The 18,922-nt window shown below is 54.0% G+C and carries 17 protein-coding genes and 1 other annotated feature; of the genes, 13 read left to right on the top strand and 4 right to left on the bottom strand.

Annotation, left to right across the window (positions count from 1 at the left end; translation table 11 throughout):
• Positions 1-17: 17 nt before the first annotated feature.
• From BMI79_RS13220 to thrC, 5 genes are all read left to right on the top strand, one after another.
• A complete protein-coding gene (locus tag BMI79_RS13220) occupies positions 18-704 on the top strand; it encodes a tRNA/rRNA methyltransferase (protein ID WP_076942598.1) in 687 nt (228 codons plus the stop codon).
• A gap of 193 nt (positions 705-897) precedes the next feature.
• Complete coding sequence (gene thrL, locus BMI79_RS13215) at positions 898-984, top strand: thr operon leader peptide (RefSeq protein ID WP_076942597.1); 87 nt, start codon at positions 898-900, stop codon at positions 982-984.
• Positions 923-1,041, top strand: a sequence feature (Thr leader region). Its footprint overlaps the gene before it by 62 nt.
• Positions 1,042-1,067: 26 nt before the next feature.
• Complete coding sequence (gene thrA, locus BMI79_RS13210; RefSeq protein WP_076942596.1) at positions 1,068-3,527, top strand: bifunctional aspartate kinase/homoserine dehydrogenase I; 2,460 nt, start codon at positions 1,068-1,070, stop codon at positions 3,525-3,527.
• Between the two features lies 1 nt (position 3,528).
• Positions 3,529-4,458 carry a homoserine kinase gene (gene thrB / locus BMI79_RS13205; protein WP_076942595.1) on the top strand — a complete coding sequence of 310 codons (930 nt, stop codon included), beginning with the start codon at positions 3,529-3,531 and terminating at the stop codon, positions 4,456-4,458.
• A gap of 3 nt (positions 4,459-4,461) precedes the next feature.
• Positions 4,462-5,751: a threonine synthase gene (gene thrC, locus BMI79_RS13200; RefSeq protein ID WP_076942594.1), complete on the top strand. Its 1,290-nt coding sequence runs from the start codon at positions 4,462-4,464 to the stop codon at positions 5,749-5,751.
• Between the two features lie 59 nt (positions 5,752-5,810).
• Here the strand turns inward: thrC and yaaA are convergent, their stop codons facing one another.
• Together yaaA and BMI79_RS13190 are read right to left on the bottom strand one after the other, a co-directional pair.
• A complete protein-coding gene (gene yaaA, locus BMI79_RS13195) occupies positions 5,811-6,584 on the bottom strand; it encodes a peroxide stress protein YaaA (protein WP_076942687.1) in 774 nt (257 codons plus the stop codon).
• 103 nt (positions 6,585-6,687) lie between these two features.
• The gene (locus BMI79_RS13190; protein ID WP_076942593.1) at positions 6,688-8,118 is read right to left on the bottom strand and encodes an alanine/glycine:cation symporter family protein; all 1,431 of its coding nucleotides are present in this window, start codon (positions 8,116-8,118) and stop codon (positions 6,688-6,690) included.
• Between the two features lie 381 nt (positions 8,119-8,499).
• Between BMI79_RS13190 and tal the strand changes: the two genes are divergently transcribed.
• From tal to BMI79_RS13175, 3 genes are all read left to right on the top strand, one after another.
• Positions 8,500-9,453 carry a transaldolase gene (tal, locus tag BMI79_RS13185; protein WP_076942592.1) on the top strand — a complete coding sequence of 318 codons (954 nt, stop codon included), beginning with the start codon at positions 8,500-8,502 and terminating at the stop codon, positions 9,451-9,453.
• Between the two features lie 148 nt (positions 9,454-9,601).
• Positions 9,602-10,189 carry a molybdopterin adenylyltransferase gene (gene mog, locus BMI79_RS13180; protein ID WP_076942591.1) on the top strand — a complete coding sequence of 196 codons (588 nt, stop codon included), beginning with the start codon at positions 9,602-9,604 and terminating at the stop codon, positions 10,187-10,189.
• A gap of 124 nt (positions 10,190-10,313) precedes the next feature.
• Positions 10,314-11,600, top strand: a complete 1,287-nt coding sequence (locus BMI79_RS13175) for an MFS transporter (RefSeq protein WP_076942590.1) — start codon at positions 10,314-10,316, stop codon at positions 11,598-11,600.
• Positions 11,601-11,679: 79 nt separating this feature from the next.
• On the opposite strand, the gene satP is transcribed toward BMI79_RS13175, so the two are convergent.
• Complete coding sequence (gene satP / locus BMI79_RS13170; protein WP_076942589.1) at positions 11,680-12,279, bottom strand: acetate uptake transporter; 600 nt, start codon at positions 12,277-12,279, stop codon at positions 11,680-11,682.
• A gap of 146 nt (positions 12,280-12,425) precedes the next feature.
• On the opposite strand from satP, the gene BMI79_RS23575 reads away from it, so the two are divergent.
• The 5 genes from BMI79_RS23575 to nhaR all read left to right on the top strand — a co-directional run bounded on the left by BMI79_RS23575 (position 12,426) and on the right by nhaR (position 18,321).
• Positions 12,426-12,635: a hypothetical protein gene (locus BMI79_RS23575; RefSeq protein WP_125828797.1), complete on the top strand. Its 210-nt coding sequence runs from the start codon at positions 12,426-12,428 to the stop codon at positions 12,633-12,635.
• A 63-nt stretch (positions 12,636-12,698) separates the two neighbouring features.
• Positions 12,699-14,612 (top strand): molecular chaperone DnaK, encoded by a 1,914-nt coding sequence (gene dnaK, locus BMI79_RS13165; protein WP_076942588.1) that lies wholly within the window; start codon positions 12,699-12,701, stop codon positions 14,610-14,612.
• 105 nt (positions 14,613-14,717) lie between these two features.
• Positions 14,718-15,836: a molecular chaperone DnaJ gene (gene dnaJ / locus BMI79_RS13160; protein ID WP_076942587.1), complete on the top strand. Its 1,119-nt coding sequence runs from the start codon at positions 14,718-14,720 to the stop codon at positions 15,834-15,836.
• 235 nt (positions 15,837-16,071) lie between these two features.
• Positions 16,072-17,238, top strand: coding sequence for a Na+/H+ antiporter NhaA (nhaA, locus tag BMI79_RS13155; protein WP_076942586.1), 1,167 nt, complete (start codon positions 16,072-16,074; stop codon positions 17,236-17,238).
• A gap of 183 nt (positions 17,239-17,421) precedes the next feature.
• Entirely contained in the window at positions 17,422-18,321 is a 900-nt protein-coding gene (gene nhaR, locus BMI79_RS13150) for a transcriptional activator NhaR (protein WP_076942585.1), read from the top strand.
• Between the two features lie 66 nt (positions 18,322-18,387).
• Here the strand turns inward: nhaR and rpsT are convergent, their stop codons facing one another.
• Positions 18,388-18,651 carry a 30S ribosomal protein S20 gene (gene rpsT, locus BMI79_RS13145; RefSeq protein ID WP_076942584.1) on the bottom strand — a complete coding sequence of 88 codons (264 nt, stop codon included), beginning with the start codon at positions 18,649-18,651 and terminating at the stop codon, positions 18,388-18,390.
• Positions 18,652-18,922: the final 271 nt, after the last annotated feature.

Raw genomic sequence — 18,922 nt, 5'->3', positions numbered from 1 at the left:
TTTTTGCTGGAGTAATGATGCAGTTTCATATCGTGTTAGTGGCTCCGGCGCGGCCGGAAAATGTGGGCGCAGCAGCGCGTGCGATGAAAACCATGGGCTTCAGCTCGTTGCGTATTGTCGACAGCGAGGCTCATCTGCAGCCTGCTGCGCGTTGGGTGGCACATGGCGCGGGTGACATTCTGGATGCGGTACAGACGTTCCCTTCCTTGCAACAGGCGTTGGCCGATGTGGATTTTACCGTGGCCACCACTGCCCGCAGCCGCGCTCGTTTTCATTATTACTGCACGCCGCAGCAACTGACTGGGCAATTGCTAGAGCGCCAACAGTGGGTGCAGCAGGCGGCGTTGGTGTTTGGTCGCGAAGATTCTGGCCTGACCAATGAAGAGCTGGAACTGGCGGACTTACTGACCGGCGTGCCGATGATTGCTGACTACCCTTCGCTTAATCTTGGTCAGGCGGTGATGGTGTATTGCTATCAGCTTGCGCAATTGATGCAGATTGGCCCGCCGAGGGAACCTGCCGCCGATGCTGGGCAATTGAAGGCGTTGCGTCAGCGCACCGATCGGCTGTTGAACACTCTGGAGGTTAGCGATGACCAAAAATTGCGCGATTGGCTCCATCAACGGCTGGGAGTCTTACAACAGCGCGATCTCGTGATGTTGCATACGCTGCTGCATGACATCGAAAAAAAATTGATGAAGTGATGTTAAGGTTATTTTTTGATAATCTAGTTTAATCCACTGTGAATTAGGCTTTTTATTGATTTTTTATTCTGCAATTTTGGTTTTGGTCTGTTTCATTGCGCAGACTCCTAATTGCTCATTAAGTGAGCGGTTTGAAGAAATAATTTGACTTGGGAAAGCGATTGCTTTAACCAATAGAGGTGACAAGATTCTAATGAGACAGACAGACCAAATGCGAACCATCAGCCTGAATACCACAATTATTACCACCACCGATACCACAGGTAACGGGGCGGGCTGACGCGCACAGGAAAGAGAAGAAAAAAGCCCGCACCTAACCAGTGCGGGCTTTTTTTTCGTCATAAATTCAGGAGATAAACAGAAATGCGAGTACTGAAATTTGGTGGGACCTCGGTAGCAAACGCGGAACGCTTTCTGCGCGTTGCCGATATCGTGGAGAATAACGCGCGTCAAGGGCAGGTAGCCACGGTATTGTCCGCACCCGCCAAGATCACCAATCACTTGGTGGCGATGATAGAAAAAACGGTAGCCGGGCAGGATATTCAGCCCACGATGAGCGATGCCGAGCGCATTTTTGCCGAGTTGTTGAGCGGTTTGGCCAAGGCATTACCGGGTTTTGAGTACGATCGCCTGAAAGCGCTGGTCGATCAGGAATTCGCACAGTTGAAACAGGTGCTGCACGGCGTGGCGCTGCTCGGGCAGTGCCCGGATAGCGTGAATGCTGCCATCATCTGCCGTGGCGAAAAGCTTTCCATCGCTATGATGGAGGGGGTATTCAAAGCCAGAGGGTATCCGGTCACCGTGATTAACCCGGTGGAAAAACTGCTCGCGCAAGGCCACTATCTGGAATCTACCGTCGATATTGCCGAATCCACGAAGCGTATTGCCGCTGCCGCTATTCCAGCGGACCACATCGTGCTGATGGCCGGTTTTACCGCCGGTAACGACAAGGGCGAATTGGTGGTACTGGGGCGTAATGGTTCTGATTATTCCGCTGCCGTGCTGGCCGCTTGCCTGCGTGCGGACTGTTGTGAGATCTGGACCGATGTCGACGGCGTTTATACCTGCGATCCGCGTACGGTGCCCGACGCCAGATTGCTGAAATCGATGTCGTACCAGGAAGCGATGGAGCTTTCTTACTTCGGCGCCAAAGTGCTTCACCCGCGTACCATCACTCCGATTGCCCAGTTCCAAATTCCCTGCCTGATTAAAAACACCGCCAACCCACAAGCTCCCGGCACTCTGATCGGTGGTCAAAGCGTGGACGACGAGATGCCAGTGAAGGGCATCACCAACCTGAACAATATGGCGATGATCAACGTTTCCGGCCCGGGCATGAAAGGGATGGTGGGCATGGCGGCGCGAGTGTTTGCCGTGATGTCGCGGGCGCGGATCTCCGTGGTGCTGATTACGCAATCCTCTTCCGAATACAGCATCAGCTTCTGTGTGCCACAGAGCGAGCTGCAGCGTGCGCGCCGTGCTCTGGAAGAAGAGTTCTATCTGGAACTGAAAGACGGCGTGCTGGAACCGCTGGACGTGATGGAGCGCCTGGCGATCATCTCGGTGGTGGGTGACGGTATGCGTACCTTGCGCGGTATCTCTGCGCGCTTCTTCTCGGCCTTGGCGCGTGCCAACATCAACATCGTTGCTATTGCCCAGGGGTCTTCTGAACGTTCTATCTCCGTGGTGGTCGATAATGATTCCGCAACAACCGGCGTGCGCGTCAGCCACCAGATGCTGTTCAACACCGATCAGGTGATTGAAGTGTTTGTGATTGGCGTGGGCGGCGTGGGCGGGGCATTGATCGAACAGATTTATCGCCAGCAACCCTGGCTGAAGCAAAAGCACATCGATCTGCGCGTCTGTGGTATCGCCAACTCGCGCGCTATGCTGACCAACGTGCACGGCATTTCGCTGGAAAGCTGGCGCGATGAGCTGGGCAGTGCGCAGGAGCCGTTCAACCTTGGGCGCCTGATCCGCTTGGTGAAGGAGTACCACCTGCTGAACCCGGTGATCGTCGACTGTACTTCCAGCCAGGCGGTGGCCGATCAGTATGCTGATTTCCTCGCCGATGGTTTCCACGTGGTGACGCCAAACAAGAAGGCCAATACCTCGTCAATGAACTATTACCAGCGCTTGCGCAGCGCGGCTGCGGGTTCACGCCGCAAGTTCCTGTACGATACCAACGTGGGTGCAGGCCTGCCGGTGATCGAAAACCTGCAGAATCTGCTTAACGCGGGTGATGAACTGACGCGTTTCTCCGGTATCCTGTCGGGCTCACTGTCGTTTATCTTTGGCAAGCTGGATGAAGGCATGTCGCTGTCGGCCGCCACCCTGAAGGCCAAGGCGAATGGTTACACCGAGCCCGATCCGCGTGACGATCTCTCCGGTATGGATGTGGCACGTAAGCTGCTGATTCTGGCACGTGAAGCGGGTTATGCGCTTGAGCTGAGCGATATTGAGGTTGAGTCGGTGCTGCCTGCGTCCTTTGACGCGTCGGGGGACGTAGAGAGCTTCCTGGCTCGCCTGCCTGAGTTGGACGCCGAATTCGGCCGTCGCGTGGCCGATGCCGCTGAGCAAGGTAAAGTATTGCGCTACGTGGGGGCGATCGAAGAGGGGCGTTGCCAGGTGCGTATTGATGCGGTAGATGACAACGATCCGTTGTATAAAGTGAAGAACGGTGAGAATGCCCTGGCCTTCTACAGCCGTTATTATCAACCATTGCCGCTGGTGCTGCGTGGTTATGGCGCAGGTAATGATGTGACGGCGGCAGGGGTATTTGCCGATCTGTTGCGCACACTGTCATGGAAGTTGGGAGTTTAATATGGTTAAGGTGTATGCACCGGCCTCAATTGGTAACGTCAGCGTCGGGTTCGACGTGCTGGGGGCGGCGGTTTCCCCTATCGACGGTTCATTGCTGGGCGACTGCGTCAGCGTAGAGGCGGCCTCTCGCTTCAGCCTGGAAAATGCCGGGCGCTTTGTCAGTAAGCTGCCTGCGGATCCGCAAGAGAACATCGTCTACCAGTGCTGGGAGCGTTTCTGCCAGGAAATCGGCCGCGAGGTTCCGGTGGCGATGCGGCTGGAGAAGAATATGCCGATCGGTTCAGGGCTGGGTTCCAGCGCCTGTTCGGTAGTGGCTGGCCTGATGGCGATGAACGAGTTTTGCCAGCGCCCGTTGAATAACATGCAACTGCTGGCGCTGATGGGCGAGTTGGAAGGGCGCATTTCCGGCAGCGTGCATTATGACAACGTTGCTCCGTGCTATCTCGGCGGTTTGCAACTGATGCTGGAAGAAGAGGGCAATATCTGTCAGGAAGTGCCCTGCTTCAAAGAGTGGCTGTGGGTGATGGCTTACCCCGGTATCAAAGTCTCGACCGCAGAAGCGCGTGCCATTCTGCCTGCGCAGTATCGCCGTCAGGACTGTATCAGCCATGGTCGCTATCTGGCGGGCTTTATTCACGCGTGCCACACGCAGCAACCGCGCTTGGCCGCCAAGCTGATGCAGGATGTGATTGCTGAACCTTACCGTACCCGCCTGCTGCCGGGCTTTGCCGAAGCGCGCAAAGCCTCGCAGGAACTCGGCGCGCTGGCCTGCGGCATTTCCGGTTCCGGCCCAACGCTGTTTGCGATCTGTGACGACGGCGCGACTGCACAACGCATGGCCGATTGGCTGACTAATCACTATCTGCAAAACGATGAAGGTTTTGTTCATATTTGCCGCTTGGATACCACTGGCGCACGACTATTGGGATAACGCATGAAACTGTACAACCTTAAAGACCATAATGAACAGGTCAGCTTCGCACAGGCGATCAAACAGGGATTGGGTAAGCAGCAGGGGCTGTTTTTCCCGCTAGAATTGCCCGAGTTTGAACTGGGCGAGATCGATCACCTGCTGGAAATGGATTTCGTCACCCGCAGCACCAAGATCCTGTCAGCCTTTATCGGCGATGAGATCGCTGAAGCCGCGCTGTACCAGCGTGTCAAAGCCGCCTTTGCCTTCCCGGCGCCGGTCGCACCGGTTGAGAGCGATGTAGCTTGTCTGGAACTGTTCCATGGCCCAACGCTGGCGTTTAAAGACTTCGGTGGCCGTTTTATGGCGCAGATGCTGGCGGAAGTGGCAGGCGATCAGCCGGTCACCATCCTGACCGCCACCTCTGGCGATACCGGTGCCGCCGTGGCTCATGCCTTCTACGGGCTGAAAAACGTGCGGGTGGTGATCCTGTATCCACAGGGCAAGATCAGCCCGCTGCAGGAAAAACTGTTCTGTACCCTGGGGGGGAATATTCACACCGTGGCGATCGATGGCGACTTCGATGCCTGCCAGGCGTTGGTCAAACAGGCGTTTGACGACCAGGAACTGAAAGATGCAGTACATCTGAACTCGGCTAACTCGATCAACATCAGCCGCCTGTTGGCGCAGATCTGTTACTACTTCGAAGCGGTGGCACAACTGCCGCAGGAAGCCCGCAACCAACTGGTGATTTCCGTACCAAGCGGCAACTTTGGCGATCTGACCGCCGGGCTGTTGGCGAAGTCCTTAGGGCTGCCGGTGAAGCGCTTTATTGCCGCCACTAATGCCAACGATACCGTGCCGCGTTTCCTGAGCAACGGCGAATGGCAGCCGCATGCGACCGTGGCGACGCTGTCCAATGCCATGGACGTCAGCCAGCCTAACAACTGGCCACGGGTGGAAGAGCTGTTCCGCCGCAAAATCTGGCAGCTTAAAGAGTTGGGCCACGCAGCGGTGAGCGATGAAACCACCAAAGACACCATGAAAGCGCTGGCGGCGCTGGGCTACCTTTCCGAACCGCACGCGGCGATCGCCTACCGTGCGCTGCGCGATCAACTGAAAGAAGGGGAATTCGGCCTGTTCTTGGGCACGGCACATCCGGCCAAGTTCAAAGAGAGCGTTGAAGCGATTCTGGATCAGGAATTACCGTTGCCAGAAGCACTGGCAGCGCGTGCCAATCTGCCGCTGCTGTCGCATCACATGTCGGCTGATTTCGCCAAGCTGCGTCAATTCCTGATGGGCTTACCGGCCTGATGGAGGGGGGCGCTCAGCGCCCCTTGTGCTACCTAAGAGCCGCTTGCTGACAGGCGGCTTTATTGTTCTGGGCGTTTGAACACCAGTTCGTTACCCGCTGATGCTGCTTCGTCAAAGGCATAGCCTTCCAGATCGAAATCAACCAGTTGCTCGCTTTTGGTCAAACGGTTTTTGATGATAAAGCGGCTCATCAGCCCACGCGCTTTTTTGGCATAAAAACTGATCACCTTATACTTGCCGTTCTTCTCATCAAGGAATACCGGCTTGATCAATGAACCTTGCAGCTTAGCCGGTTGTACCGATTTGAAATATTCGTCAGAGGCCAGGTTAACGATCACATCATCACCTTGCTGCTTGAGCGCCTCGTTCAGTTTCTTGGTGATCCGATCGCCCCAGAAGCTGTACAGATCCTTGCCTTTCGGGTTTTCTAACTTAATGCCCATTTCCAGACGGTAAGGCATCATCAGATCCAACGGGCGCAGCACGCCGTACAAGCCGGAAAGCATCCGCAGATGCTGTTGGGCAAAGTCGAAATCGTCTTCGCTGAAATCCTGTGCCTGCAACCCGGTATACACATCGCCTTTAAACGCCAGCAAAGCCTGGCGGGCATTCTCCGGGGTGAACGTCGGCTGCCACTCACTGAAACGAGCGGCATTCAGGCCGGCAAGCTTATCGCTGATGCTCATCAGGCTGGCAATTTGTGCGGGCGTCAGTTTGCGGCAGAGAGTGATCAGCGCCTTCGATTTGTCCAGCAGCTCGGGTTGCGTAAAGCGTTCGGTCGCCAGTGGGCTTGCGTAGTCGAGGGTCTTGGCAGGTGAAATAATAACGAGCATGGCCACATCCTGTTTATCAAAGAACAGATACTGTAACAAAAAGCGCGGCAGAAGGGATAAATGGCTTTAAAAGGGCGTACCTGTCGCACGCCCTGAATGGTTATTACGGCTTTTTGCGCTCCCAGATGCCGGGCTCAAGCTGGGTCTGCAGCTCAGGGTAATAGGTGGCGTCGAAGGTCGGCAACTTGCCGATCGAGCGCTGTTGGTTGTAATCCCGGGCCAGTTTGAAAGCTACGCCAGACAGCAACAGGATCGCTGTCAGATTGGTGATGGCCATCAGCGCCATGGAGATATCTGCCAGGCGCCACACCATCGGCAATTCGGCCAGCGAACCGAACATCACCATACCCAAGGCCACGCAACGGAAAGCCAGCAATCCTGCAGGATGATTACGCTCAAGAAAAATCAGATTGCTTTCGGCATAGGCGTAATTGGCGATGATGGAGGTAAAGGCAAAGAAGAAAATAGCCACCGCCACAAAAGTGGAACCCCAGTCGCCAACAGCACTGCTCAGCGCCCGCTGGGTCAGCTCAATACCGCTGATATGACCTTGAGGATGGTCCAGCACGCCGGAAGACAAAATAATGGCGGCCGTAGCGCTGCAAATCACGATGGTATCGATAAAGACACCGAGCATTTGCACATAACCCTGTGAGGCCGGATGCGGCGGATATGGGGTGGCAGAAGCGGCCGCGTTAGGTGCAGAGCCCATACCGGCTTCGTTGGAGAATAACCCCCGCTGCACCCCTTGGGTCATCGCTTGGGAAATGCCATAACCGACGGCTCCTGCTGCCGCTTCCTGCAGGCCGAAGGCGCTTTTAACGATCAACGCTAGGATCGCTGGCATGTGCTCAATGTTCTGAGCGATGATCCATAACGCCAGCAGCAGATAAATGACCGCCATCAGCGGAACCACCTTTTCAGCCACGCGGGCGATGGAGCGAATACCGCCGAAGATCACCACGCCACTCAGCATAACCAGTGCCATTCCCACATAGATGGGATTGAAATTAAAGGCAACTGCACTGGCCTGCGCAATGGAGTTGGCCTGCACGGCATTGAATACTAAACCAAAGGCGATAATCAGGAAAATGGAAAACAGCACACCCATCCACCGCATCCCTAGTCCCTTTTCCATATAGTAGGCAGGGCCACCACGGTAGTTGCCGTTATTGTCTTTGGTTTTGTATAACTGGGCCAAGGTACTTTCGATAAAAGAGGTCGCCATGCCGATAAAGGCCACCACCCACATCCAGAAGATGGCACCAGGGCCGCCGGCGGTGAGGGCGATTGCGACGCCGGTCAGGTTGCCGGTGCCGACACGGGCGGCCAGCGACGTGCAGAGTGCTTGAAAAGAGGAGATACCGGCGCTGTCACTCTTGGTGCTGTTCTTCAACACGGAAAACATGTGGCTGAAGTGGCGGAGCTGAATAAAGCGGGTTCGCAAAGTGAAATAAATGCCAACGCCCAGTAGCAGATAGATGAGCACCGATCTCCACAGGATATTGTTGATAAAGTTGATGAGGTCTGTCACAGATCACTCCTTGTTAAGCCCTACAGCGCATTGCGCTCCCTTTACTCAAAGTGAAAAGGTGCCTAGCTAATCTTTACAATCAGTTAGCTGAAATCGCCTTGGTATTACGGGGGTGAGAATTTGCTTGGATTGTAGACGTAAATATATCGTTCGGCGCGAATTTAACATAATTTACAGCTGCGAGTGTACGGTAATGTCGCGCTATTTCATCGTAAATTCCGAAGATTATTGATGTAAACGGTTGCTTGCGTAAGGATGAAACACCTGCCGTTGAGCGATGATTTTCCAGCCTTGCACCGGGCCTTGCGCATGTTATTATCAGGGCGAGGCATGGTTGAACGATGCCAAAAGTTCATGCACAAACGATGAGATAATGCCAACATGACCGATAAATTAACTTCCCTACGCCAGTTCACTACGGTGGTTGCGGATACGGGGGATATCGCTGCGATGAAGCTGTATCAACCGCAAGATGCCACCACCAACCCTTCGCTGATCCTCAATGCAGCCCAAATTCCTGAATACCGTAAACTGATTGATGAAGCTATCGCCTGGGCGCGCGAGCAGAGCAGCGATCGTCAGCAGCAGGTTGCCGACGCGGCAGACAAACTGGCGGTCAACATTGGTCTGGAGATCCTGAAACTGGTTCCAGGCCGTATCTCCACCGAAGTGGATGCGCGCCTGTCTTATGATACCGAAGCCAGCGTTGCCAAAGCTAAACGCCTGATCAAACTTTATAATGAAGCGGGTATCGGCAATGATCGTATCCTGATCAAGCTGGCGTCTACCTGGCAGGGCATTCGTGCGGCGGAACGTCTGGAAAAAGAAGGCATCAACTGTAACCTGACGCTGCTGTTCTCCTTCGCCCAGGCACGTGCCTGCGCCGAAGCCGGTGTTTATCTTATTTCTCCGTTTGTTGGCCGTATCCTTGATTGGTACAAAGCCAATGGCGACAAGAAAGAGTTTGCCCCACATGAAGATCCGGGCGTAATTTCCGTGACTGAAATTTATCAGTACTACAAGCAGCACGGCTATGAAACGGTTGTGATGGGGGCAAGTTTCCGCAACATCGGTGAAATCATCGAGTTGGCCGGCTGCGATCGCCTGACCATCGCTCCTTCCCTGCTGAAAGAGCTGGCTGAGAGCGAAGGGGCGTTGGAGCGTAAACTGTCCTATACCGGTGAAGTGAAAGCTCGTCCTGCACCGCTGACTGAGCCCGAGTTCTACTGGCAGCACAACCAGGATCCCATGGCGGTTGAGAAACTGACCGATGGTATCCGCAAATTTGCCGTAGACCAGGGCAAGCTGGAAAAAATGATCGCTGACCTGCTGTAATTAACGGCAACTGGCATCGAAAAAGGTGGCTTAGGCCGCCTTTTTTATATCTGTTTTCCTCGGCAGTGGGCCGACAACTTATACTTTACGGATGAGTAACAGGGCGGGGGAGACTCCATCCGCAGCACTTTAGCAACAGAGGTTAAGCATGGACACATTACGTATTGGTTTGGTTTCTATTTCCGATCGCGCTTCCGGCGGCGTTTATCAGGATCGAGGGATCCCTGCCCTAGAGGCTTGGCTAAGCCGCGCGCTGGCAACGCCTTTCGAACTGGAAACTCGGCTGATCCCCGATGAACAGATGCTGATTGAGCATACATTGTGCGAACTGGTCGATGAAATGGGCTGCCACCTGGTGCTGACCACAGGCGGCACTGGCCCGGCGCGCCGTGATGTGACCCCCGATGCCACCTTGGAGATTGCCGATCGTGTGATGCCCGGTTTCGGGGAGCAGATGCGGCAAATCAGCTTGCACTACGTGCCAACGGCGATTCTTTCGCGCCAGGTCGGCGTGATCCGCAAGCAGGCCCTAATCATCAATCTGCCAGGGCAGCCAAAATCGATTCAGGAAACGCTGGAAGGGGTGAAAGACGATCAGGGAAAAGTGCTGGTGCATGGGATTTTCGCCAGCGTGCCTTACTGCATTCAATTGCTTGAGGGGCCGTATGTGGAGACTCATGAGGGCGTGGTTGCCGCATTTCGCCCTAAAAACGCGCGCCGCGAGGTAAATAGCTAAGAGTCAACCGCCTGCGAAATCGCGTTCAACGGATTTGGTGTGAAAATAGTTTGCCGTTATAGTAAGGATTCGTTTACAAAAAGCGGCGTGCTTTTTTTGTTCTTGTTTCCTCTGACGGTATCTTATGCACCACGACAATAATCGCCGGTTGAACCGGCAAGACTACAAAACTCTGACCCTGGCGGCCCTGGGCGGTGCGTTAGAGTTCTATGATTTCATCATTTTTGTTTTCTTCGCTGCGGTAATGGGCGAACTTTTCTTCCCGGCAGATATGCCGGAATGGCTACGCCAGGTACAAACTTTTGGCATCTTTGCGGCGGGTTATCTGGCTCGTCCGCTGGGCGGCATCATCATGGCGCACTTTGGCGATCTGGTTGGCCGTAAAAAGATGTTCACCCTGAGTATTTTGTTGATGGCGTTACCGACGCTGGCGATGGGGATGTTGCCAACCTATGCCAGTATCGGTATTGCGGCCCCGCTGTTACTGCTGCTGATGCGCGTACTGCAAGGTGCGGCGATTGGCGGTGAAGTGCCAGGGGCTTGGGTGTTTGTGGCCGAACACGTGCCGCGCAAGCGCATTGGTTTTGCCTGCGGCACGCTTACTGCCGGGCTGACCGCCGGCATCCTGCTGGGTTCGGTGGTGGCAACCGTGATCAATACCACGCTCAGCCAGCAGACGATCCTCAACGGTGGCTGGCGTATTCCGTTCTTCCTCGGCGGTATTTTTGGCCTGTTCGCCATGTATCTGCGCCGCTGGCTGCAGGAAACGCCGATCTTTATCGAGATGCAGGAACGTAAGGCGCTGGCGGAGGAGTTGCCGCTGAAATCGGTGATAGTGAATCACAAGAAAGAAGTGGCGGTCTCGATGCTGATGACCTGGCTGCTGTCGGCCGGGATTGTGGTGGTGATCCTGATGACGCCAACCTATCTGCAGAAACAGTTCGGCATTGCCCCGGCGCTGTCGCTGCAGGCCAACAGCATTGCGATCGTGATGCTGACTATAGGCTGCATCACCTCAGGCCTGGCGGCCGATCGCTTTGGTGCCAGTAAAACCTTTATCGTTGGCAGTCTGCTGTTGGCCGCCTGCAGTTGGCTGTTCTACCAGACGATAGGAACCCACCCGGAAATGCTGTTTGCGACCTATGCGCTGGTGGGTTTCAGCGTTGGGATCGTAGGGGCGGTGCCTTACGTGCTGGTGCGGGCCTTCCCGGCAGAGGTGCGGTTTAGCGGGATCTCATTCTCCTATAATGTGGCCTATGCCATCTTTGGTGGGTTAACCCCGATCTTTGTCACCTTAATCATGAAGTTAACGCCGTTAGCCCCGGCTTACTATGTGCTGGCGCTGTCGATGATCGGCTTGCTGTTGGGGATCTACCTGCGTCGCGATCTCAACAGTGAGAACAACCTGTAGCGCCCCGCTTTCTGAGAAGCAAAAAAAAGCCCTGTCGTTGCTGCAACGGCAGGGCTTTTTGCTAGCAGATCGCTACCGATCAGGCGGTTACGGCAACCGGTGCCGCTTGTGCTGCCGTTACGCTGCCGATAGGCAGCACGGTGCGGCCTACTTGCTCATTGAGCACTTCTGCCATCGCCAGATAAATGGCGCTGGCACCACAGATGACCCCTTCATAACCGGCAAAGGTCAGGATGGCGTGGTTGCCGGTCATATTGCCAACGGCCAGCAAGGCAAACAGCAAGGTCAGGCTGGCGAACACGAATTGCAGCGCACGGTTGGCGCGCAAAGTGCCAAAGAACATAAACAGGGTGAAAATGCCCCACAGCGCCAGATACACACCGAGAACGGTGGCGTCGGTAGGGTCTGCCAGGCCCATGCGTGGCAGCAGCAGGACTCCCACCAGGCTCAGCCAGAAACAACCGTAAGAAGTAAAGGCGGTCAGGCCGAAGGTATTGCCTTTTTTGAATTCAAGAATGCCAGCAAAAATCTGTGCCATGCCACCGAAGAAAATCCCCATACTGATGATGACGGAAGTCAGTGGAAAAAAGCCCGCATTGTGTAGGTTCAGCAAGACGGTGGTCATCCCGAACCCCATCAGACCGAGAGGGCCTGGATTCGCCAGCTTGTTGGTGTGCATATGTCCTCTGCAATAACAGAATATTAACGGAAATGGATAGGCCCGCAGTCTTTCAAGCCACTTGAAATATTTGGGGTATCGATAAATTCATAGTTGGTCTGAATGGCTGTAAAAATCTCACTTCCATCAGAGCGCGCGGCATCATAATGATCCCCACCAAAGGAAACAATGATCTGACAGGTGGTAAAAACGAAATTTTTTTTGCTCTGGCCCTTGATGCTGGTTCGGATGGCCCCATCTTATTGACAACCGCAGTTGCCAACCGCGGATATCCTCTTCACCTTGCCAATTGCTGTCTGCCTGCAGTTTTCAAGGTGAAGAGGATCAGACGGGAATGTCGGGCAGTTGAAAAATAAAGAATCGCCCGCATATAGGTTAGCAACCTGACCGATTATGAATTTTTTAGTGGAGATGTTTAGATGGGCAAAATTATTGGTATCGACCTGGGTACTACCAACTCTTGTGTAGCAATTATGGATGGCGGCAAGGCACGTGTGCTGGAGAACGCCGAAGGCGATCGCACAACACCTTCAATCATCGCATATACCCAGGATGGTGAAATTCTGGTTGGCCAGCCTGCTAAGCGTCAGGCGGTCACTAACCCACAGAACACCCTGTTTGCGATCAAGCGCCTGATTGGCCGCCGCTTCCAGGATGACGAAGCACAGCGTGATAAAGCGATCATGCCTTACAGCATCATTGCGGCTGATAACGGCGATGCTTGGCTGGAAGTGAAAGGCCAGAAGATGGCACCTCCGCAGATTTCTGCTGAAGTGCTGAAGAAAATGAAGAAAACGGCGGAAGATTATCTGGGTGAGCCTGTAACCGAAGCGGTCATTACCGTTCCTGCTTACTTCAACGATGCTCAGCGTCAGGCTACCAAAGACGCAGGCCGCATCGCGGGCCTGGAAGTTAAACGTATCATCAACGAACCTACCGCTGCAGCTCTGGCCTATGGCCTGGACAAAGAAGTGGGCAACCGCACCATCGCGGTATACGACCTGGGTGGTGGTACTTTCGATATCTCTATTATCGAAATCGATGACGTCGATGGTGAAAAAACCTTCGAAGTACTGGCAACCAACGGTGATACTCACCTGGGTGGTGAAGACTTCGACAGCCGCCTGATCAACTACCTGGTTGAAGAGTTCAAGAAAGATCAGGGTATGGATCTGCGCAACGATCCGTTGGCGATGCAGCGCCTGAAAGAAGCCGCTGAGAAAGCGAAGATTGAACTCTCTTCTGCTCAGCAGACCGATGTCAACCTGCCGTACATTACTGCAGATGCTTCCGGTCCAAAACACATGAATATCAAAGTGACCCGCGCCAAGCTCGAGTCACTGGTAGAAGATCTGGTTGCGCGTTCTATCGAACCACTGAAAGTGGCTCTGAAAGACGCAGGACTGTCGGTTTCCGACATTCAGGACGTGATCCTGGTGGGCGGCCAAACTCGTATGCCACTGGTTCAGAAGACTGTGGCTGACTTCTTCGGTAAAGAACCGCGTAAAGACGTTAACCCGGACGAAGCGGTGGCGGTAGGTGCTGCGGTTCAGGGTGGTGTGTTGGCTGGTGATGTGAAAGATGTTCTGCTGCTGGACGTAACCCCGCTGTCGCTGGGTATCGAAACCATGGGCAGCGTGATGACGCCGCTGATCACCAAAAATACTACCATCCCAACCAAGCACAGCCAGGTGTTCTCAACCGCTGAAGACAACCAGGCGGCGGTGACCATCCACGTGCTGCAGGGTGAGCGTAAGCGTGCTAACGACAACAAGTCACTGGGCCAGTTCAACCTGGACGGTATCCAGCCAGCGCCACGCGGTATGGCTCAGATCGAAGTGACTTTCGATATCGATGCCGACGGTATTCTGCATGTGTCTGCTAAGGACAAGAACACCGGCCGTGAGCAGAAGATCACCATCAAGGCTTCTTCTGGTCTGAACGAAGAAGAAATCCAGAAAATGGTGCGCGATGCAGAAGTGAACGCTGAAGCAGACCGTAAGTTCGAAGAACTGGTGCAGACCCGTAACCAGGCGGATCACCTGATCCACGGTACCCGTAAGCAACTGGAAGAAGCGGGCGACAAACTGCCTGCGGAAGACAAAACGGCTATCGAAGCGGCCCTGAAAGATCTGGAAGCTGCGGTGAAAGGCGAAGATAAAGCCGAGATCGAAGCGAAAACCCAGGCTCTGGTGCAGGTTTCCGGCAAGCTGCTGGAAATGGCACAAGCTCAGGCGCAGGCTCAGGGTGCTGATGCTGGTGCCGACAACGCGGCGAAGAAAGACGACGACGTGGTTGATGCCGAGTTCGAAGAAGTTAAAGACAAAAAATAATCGCCCTTAAGCGGGCACGGTGCGGCCACAGGCCGTAACCGGAAACCAGCACGGGCGTCGAGGCAACTCTACGCCCGTGCACGCATGTTAAGGGTAAGAGAAATAATGGCGAAGAAAGATTATTACGAGGTGCTCGGCGTCGCCAAAACGGCAGATGAGCGTGAGATCAAAAAGGCGTACAAACGCCTGGCGATGAAGTATCACCCTGACCGTAATCAGGAAAAAGACGCCGAAACCAAATTCAAAGAAGTTAAAGAAGCCTACGAGATCCTGACCGACGATCAAAAGCGTGCTGCTTACGATCAGTATGGTCATGCCGCCTTTGAACAAGGTGGCATGGGCGGCGGCGGCGCTGGGGCCGATTTTAGCGATATCTTTGGTGACGTGTTTGGCGACATTTTCGGTGGTGGTCGCCGTCAGCGTGCCAGCCGGGGTTCAGATCTGCGTTACAACATGGATCTGACGCTGGAAGAAGCCGTGCGCGGTGTGACCAAAGAGATCCGTATCCCGACGCTGGAAGAGTGCGATGTCTGCCACGGCAGCGGTGCCAAGCCCGGCAGTTCGCCGGTCACCTGTCCGACCTGCCATGGTCAGGGCCAGGTGCAGATGCGCCAAGGGTTTTTCACCGTACAGCAGGCCTGTCCGCATTGCCATGGGCGCGGCCAGATCATCAAAGATCCGTGCAACAAATGCCATGGCCATGGCCGGGTAGAGAGATCCAAAACGCTGTCGGTGAAAATCCCGGCAGGTGTTGATACCGGCGATCGTATCCGTTTGGCAGGTGAAGGGGAAGCCGGTGAGCACGGTGCTCCAGCGGGCGATCTGTACGTGCAGGTGCAGGTGAAGGCGCACCCGATTTTTGAGCGTGAAGGCAACAACCTGTATTGCGAAGTGCCGATTAACTTTGCTATGGCGGCGTTGGGGGGGGAGATTGAAGTCCCAACGCTCGATGGCCGAGTGAAGCTGAAAGTCCCGGCTGAAACCCAGACCGGTAAACTGTTCCGCATGCGTGGTAAAGGTGTGAAATCGGTACGCGGTGGTAGCCAGGGTGACCTGCTGTGCCGTGTGGTGGTCGAGACGCCGGTGAATCTCAACGATAAGCAGAAACAGCTGTTGAAAGAGCTGGAAGAAAGCCTTGGTGGCCCTTCCGGGGATAAGAACAGCCCGCGTTCGAAAAGCTTTTTCGACGGCGTGAAAAAGTTTTTTGACGATCTGACGCGCTAATCTGCTGTTCCTGTCAGTACCATGAAAACCCCGGTTTGAAACGCCGGGGTTTTTTTGTTGCTGCTACACTGTTAATACCCATATTAAAAACGTGATTAATATCCTCAATAGATCGTTTTTTACGAATTTAATAACGCTTATAAACTGTTTTTTTCGAAATGAAACGACGTCTATACTCAGTGCATTGTTTAAAAAATCAAGGCGTATGCCTGGTTAAGATCCGGAGTGACGTACTGTGACTAATATTATCCGTCAGTTTTTACGCCAAGAAGCAGCGGGCGGCATTATCCTGATCGTGGCCGCCGTAGTGGCACTGATCATGGCCAATACCCCAATGCAGGGCCTGTATCAGGCATTCCTCAATTTGCCGGTGATGGTCAAGGTCTCATCGCTGGAGATCGCGAAACCACTGCTGCTGTGGATTAACGATGGACTGATGGCGATCTTCTTCCTGGTGGTTGGCCTGGAGGTTAAGCGTGAGCTGATACAAGGGTCATTGGCTGGCCGTGATAAAGCCGTTTTCCCGGCGATCGCCGCTTTGGGGGGAATGCTGATACCTGCGTTGGTCTACCTGCTGTTTAACGGTGCTGATGAAGTTACGCGCCAGGGATGGGCGATCCCGGCGGCAACCGATATCGCCTTTGCCCTCGGGGTGATGGCGCTGTTGGGTAACCGCGTTCCGACCAGTTTGAAAGTATTCCTTCTGGCATTGGCGATTATTGATGACCTGGGGGTCATCATCATTATTGCGCTGTTCTATACCCATGGGGTGTCGATGGTGGCTCTGGGCGTAGCCGCGGCAGCGATTACCGTTCTGGCGCTGATGAACTGGCGTGGGGTGGGTAAAACTTCGCTGTATATGATCGTCGGCTTGGTACTGTGGGTAGCCATCCTGAAGTCTGGCGTACATGCCACGTTGGCGGGGGTGATTGTCGGTTTCATGATACCGCTGAATGCCAAGAATGAGCCCTCACCCTCTGAAACCTTGGAGCATGAACTGCATCCTTGGGTGGCATTCTTGATTTTGCCCTTGTTTGCATTTGCCAATGCCGGTGTTTCGTTACAGGGTGTATCCTTGAGCGGATTGACCTCCTTGCTGCCACTGGGAATTGCCGCAGGCTTGTTTATCGGTAAGCCTCTGGGGATTTTTGTGTTTAGCTGGCTGGCCGTGAAGCTGGGGATCGCGCAGTTGCCTCAAGGTATTGGATTCAAACAGGTGTTTGCCGTTGCCGTGCTCTGCGGTATCGGTTTTACCATGTCGATCTTTATTGCTTCATTGGCATTTGCGGATGCTGACGCGGCTCTCAGTACTTATTCCAAGTTGGGAATACTATTGGGCTCGACGAGTGCCGCCGTGGTGGGTTATGGCCTGTTACGCCTTGCGTTACCGCCAGGAAAATAACTTTTTAGGGTTATCTCTCAAGGATGTTGAGGAATTACAATAGCGTCATGTAGGGGCAGCACCGTATGAGCACGGTGCTGCCCCGGCTATTTATAACTTTGTGTTGTCTTAAATAAAGCAAAGGGAAGCTGTCGCTCATCATGGCAGAACGTGTGCCAAAGAGCAGCCCAAGGAGAACACCTCGTGAGAATGTCACATATCAATTTTAATCACCTGTATTACTTTTGGCAGGTTTGTAAAGCAGGATCGGTGGTGGGCGCTGCAGAGGCATTGTTCCTTACCCCACAGACGATTACTGGCCAAATCAAAGCGTTGGAAGAGCGGCTTAACGGTAAATTGTTTAAACGCCAAGGGCGCGGGCTGGTGCCTTCTGAACTGGGGCAACTGGTTTTCCGCTATGCCGATAAAATGTTTATGCTCAGCCAGGAAATGCTGGATATCGTCAACTATCGCAAGGAATCTAACCTGCTGTTTGACGTTGGCGTAGCTGATGCCTTGTCCAAACGCTTGGTCAGCCAGGTATTGGAAACGGCGGTGGTGGTGGATAACGAACAAATTCATCTGCGCTGTTTTGAGTCAACGCATGAGATGCTGCTTGAGCAACTGAGCCAACACAAGTTGGATATGATCCTGTCGGATTGCCCGGTAGACTCCAGCCAGCAGGAAGGCTTGTTCTCTCTGAAGCTGGGGGAGTGCGGTATCAGCTTCTTCTGTCAACAACCGGTGCCGGATCTGCCGTTCCCGGCCTGCCTGGAGCAGCGGCGTTTGCTGATCCCGGGGCGGCGTTCGATGTTAGGACGCAAACTGCTCAACTGGTTCAACACTCAGGGGATTAAAGTAGAAATACTCGGGGAGTTTGACGATGCGGCATTGATGAAGGCTTTTGGTTTGTACCACAACGCGATCTTCGTTGCCCCCACGCTGTATGCGCAGGATACCTATAACGATGATAACGTGGTGGAGATTGGGCGGATCGACAGCGTGCAGGAAGAGTACTACATCATTTTCGCTGAACGTATGATCCAGCACCCGGCGGTGCAGCGGGTGTGCAACAAAGACTTCTCGGCGCTGTTTGCTCTCTAGCGGCAGATTATGGGTGTAAAAAAACCTGCCGAAGCAGGTTTTTTTAACAAGCAGACAACGTAAAGCTTATTGCATTGCGTTGATGCGCGCAGTCAGGTTTGACTTATGGCGTGCTGCTTTGTTCTTATGGATCAGGCCTTTAGCTGCCTGACGATCCACAAGTGGTTGCATTACGAGGAATGCGTTTTGTGCTGCTTCTTTGTCGCCAGATGCGATAGCTGCGTCTACCTTCTTGATAAAGGTACGCACCATTGAGCGACGGCTAGCGTTATGCTTGCGGCGTTTCTCAGACTGTATGGCGCGTTTCTTAGCTGATTTGATATTAGCCAAGGTCCAACTCCCAAATATATTCTATTGAGGACAATTCAAAGGCCGAGGAATATGCCCTTTTAGCCTTCGTTTGTCAATGGATTTGTGCAAATAAGCGCCGTTTGTACGGGCGGCACTTGCTACGTTGTGATGGCGCAGGATTTTACCAGCTTCGGCCATGGGAATACAGTGTTTCGCGAGAAAAATCGCCCAGTGATTTACATCACACTCTGCAAGCGGCTGGCGGTCATGGATTATCCCCCGTCTTTCAAGCGGCTGCCGGAAGGCAGGC

It is taken from the genome of Serratia oryzae (assembly GCF_001976145.1).
Lineage (GTDB): Bacteria > Pseudomonadota > Gammaproteobacteria > Enterobacterales > Enterobacteriaceae > Chania > Chania oryzae.
This window is presented reverse-complemented; position numbering and strand designations above follow the sequence as displayed.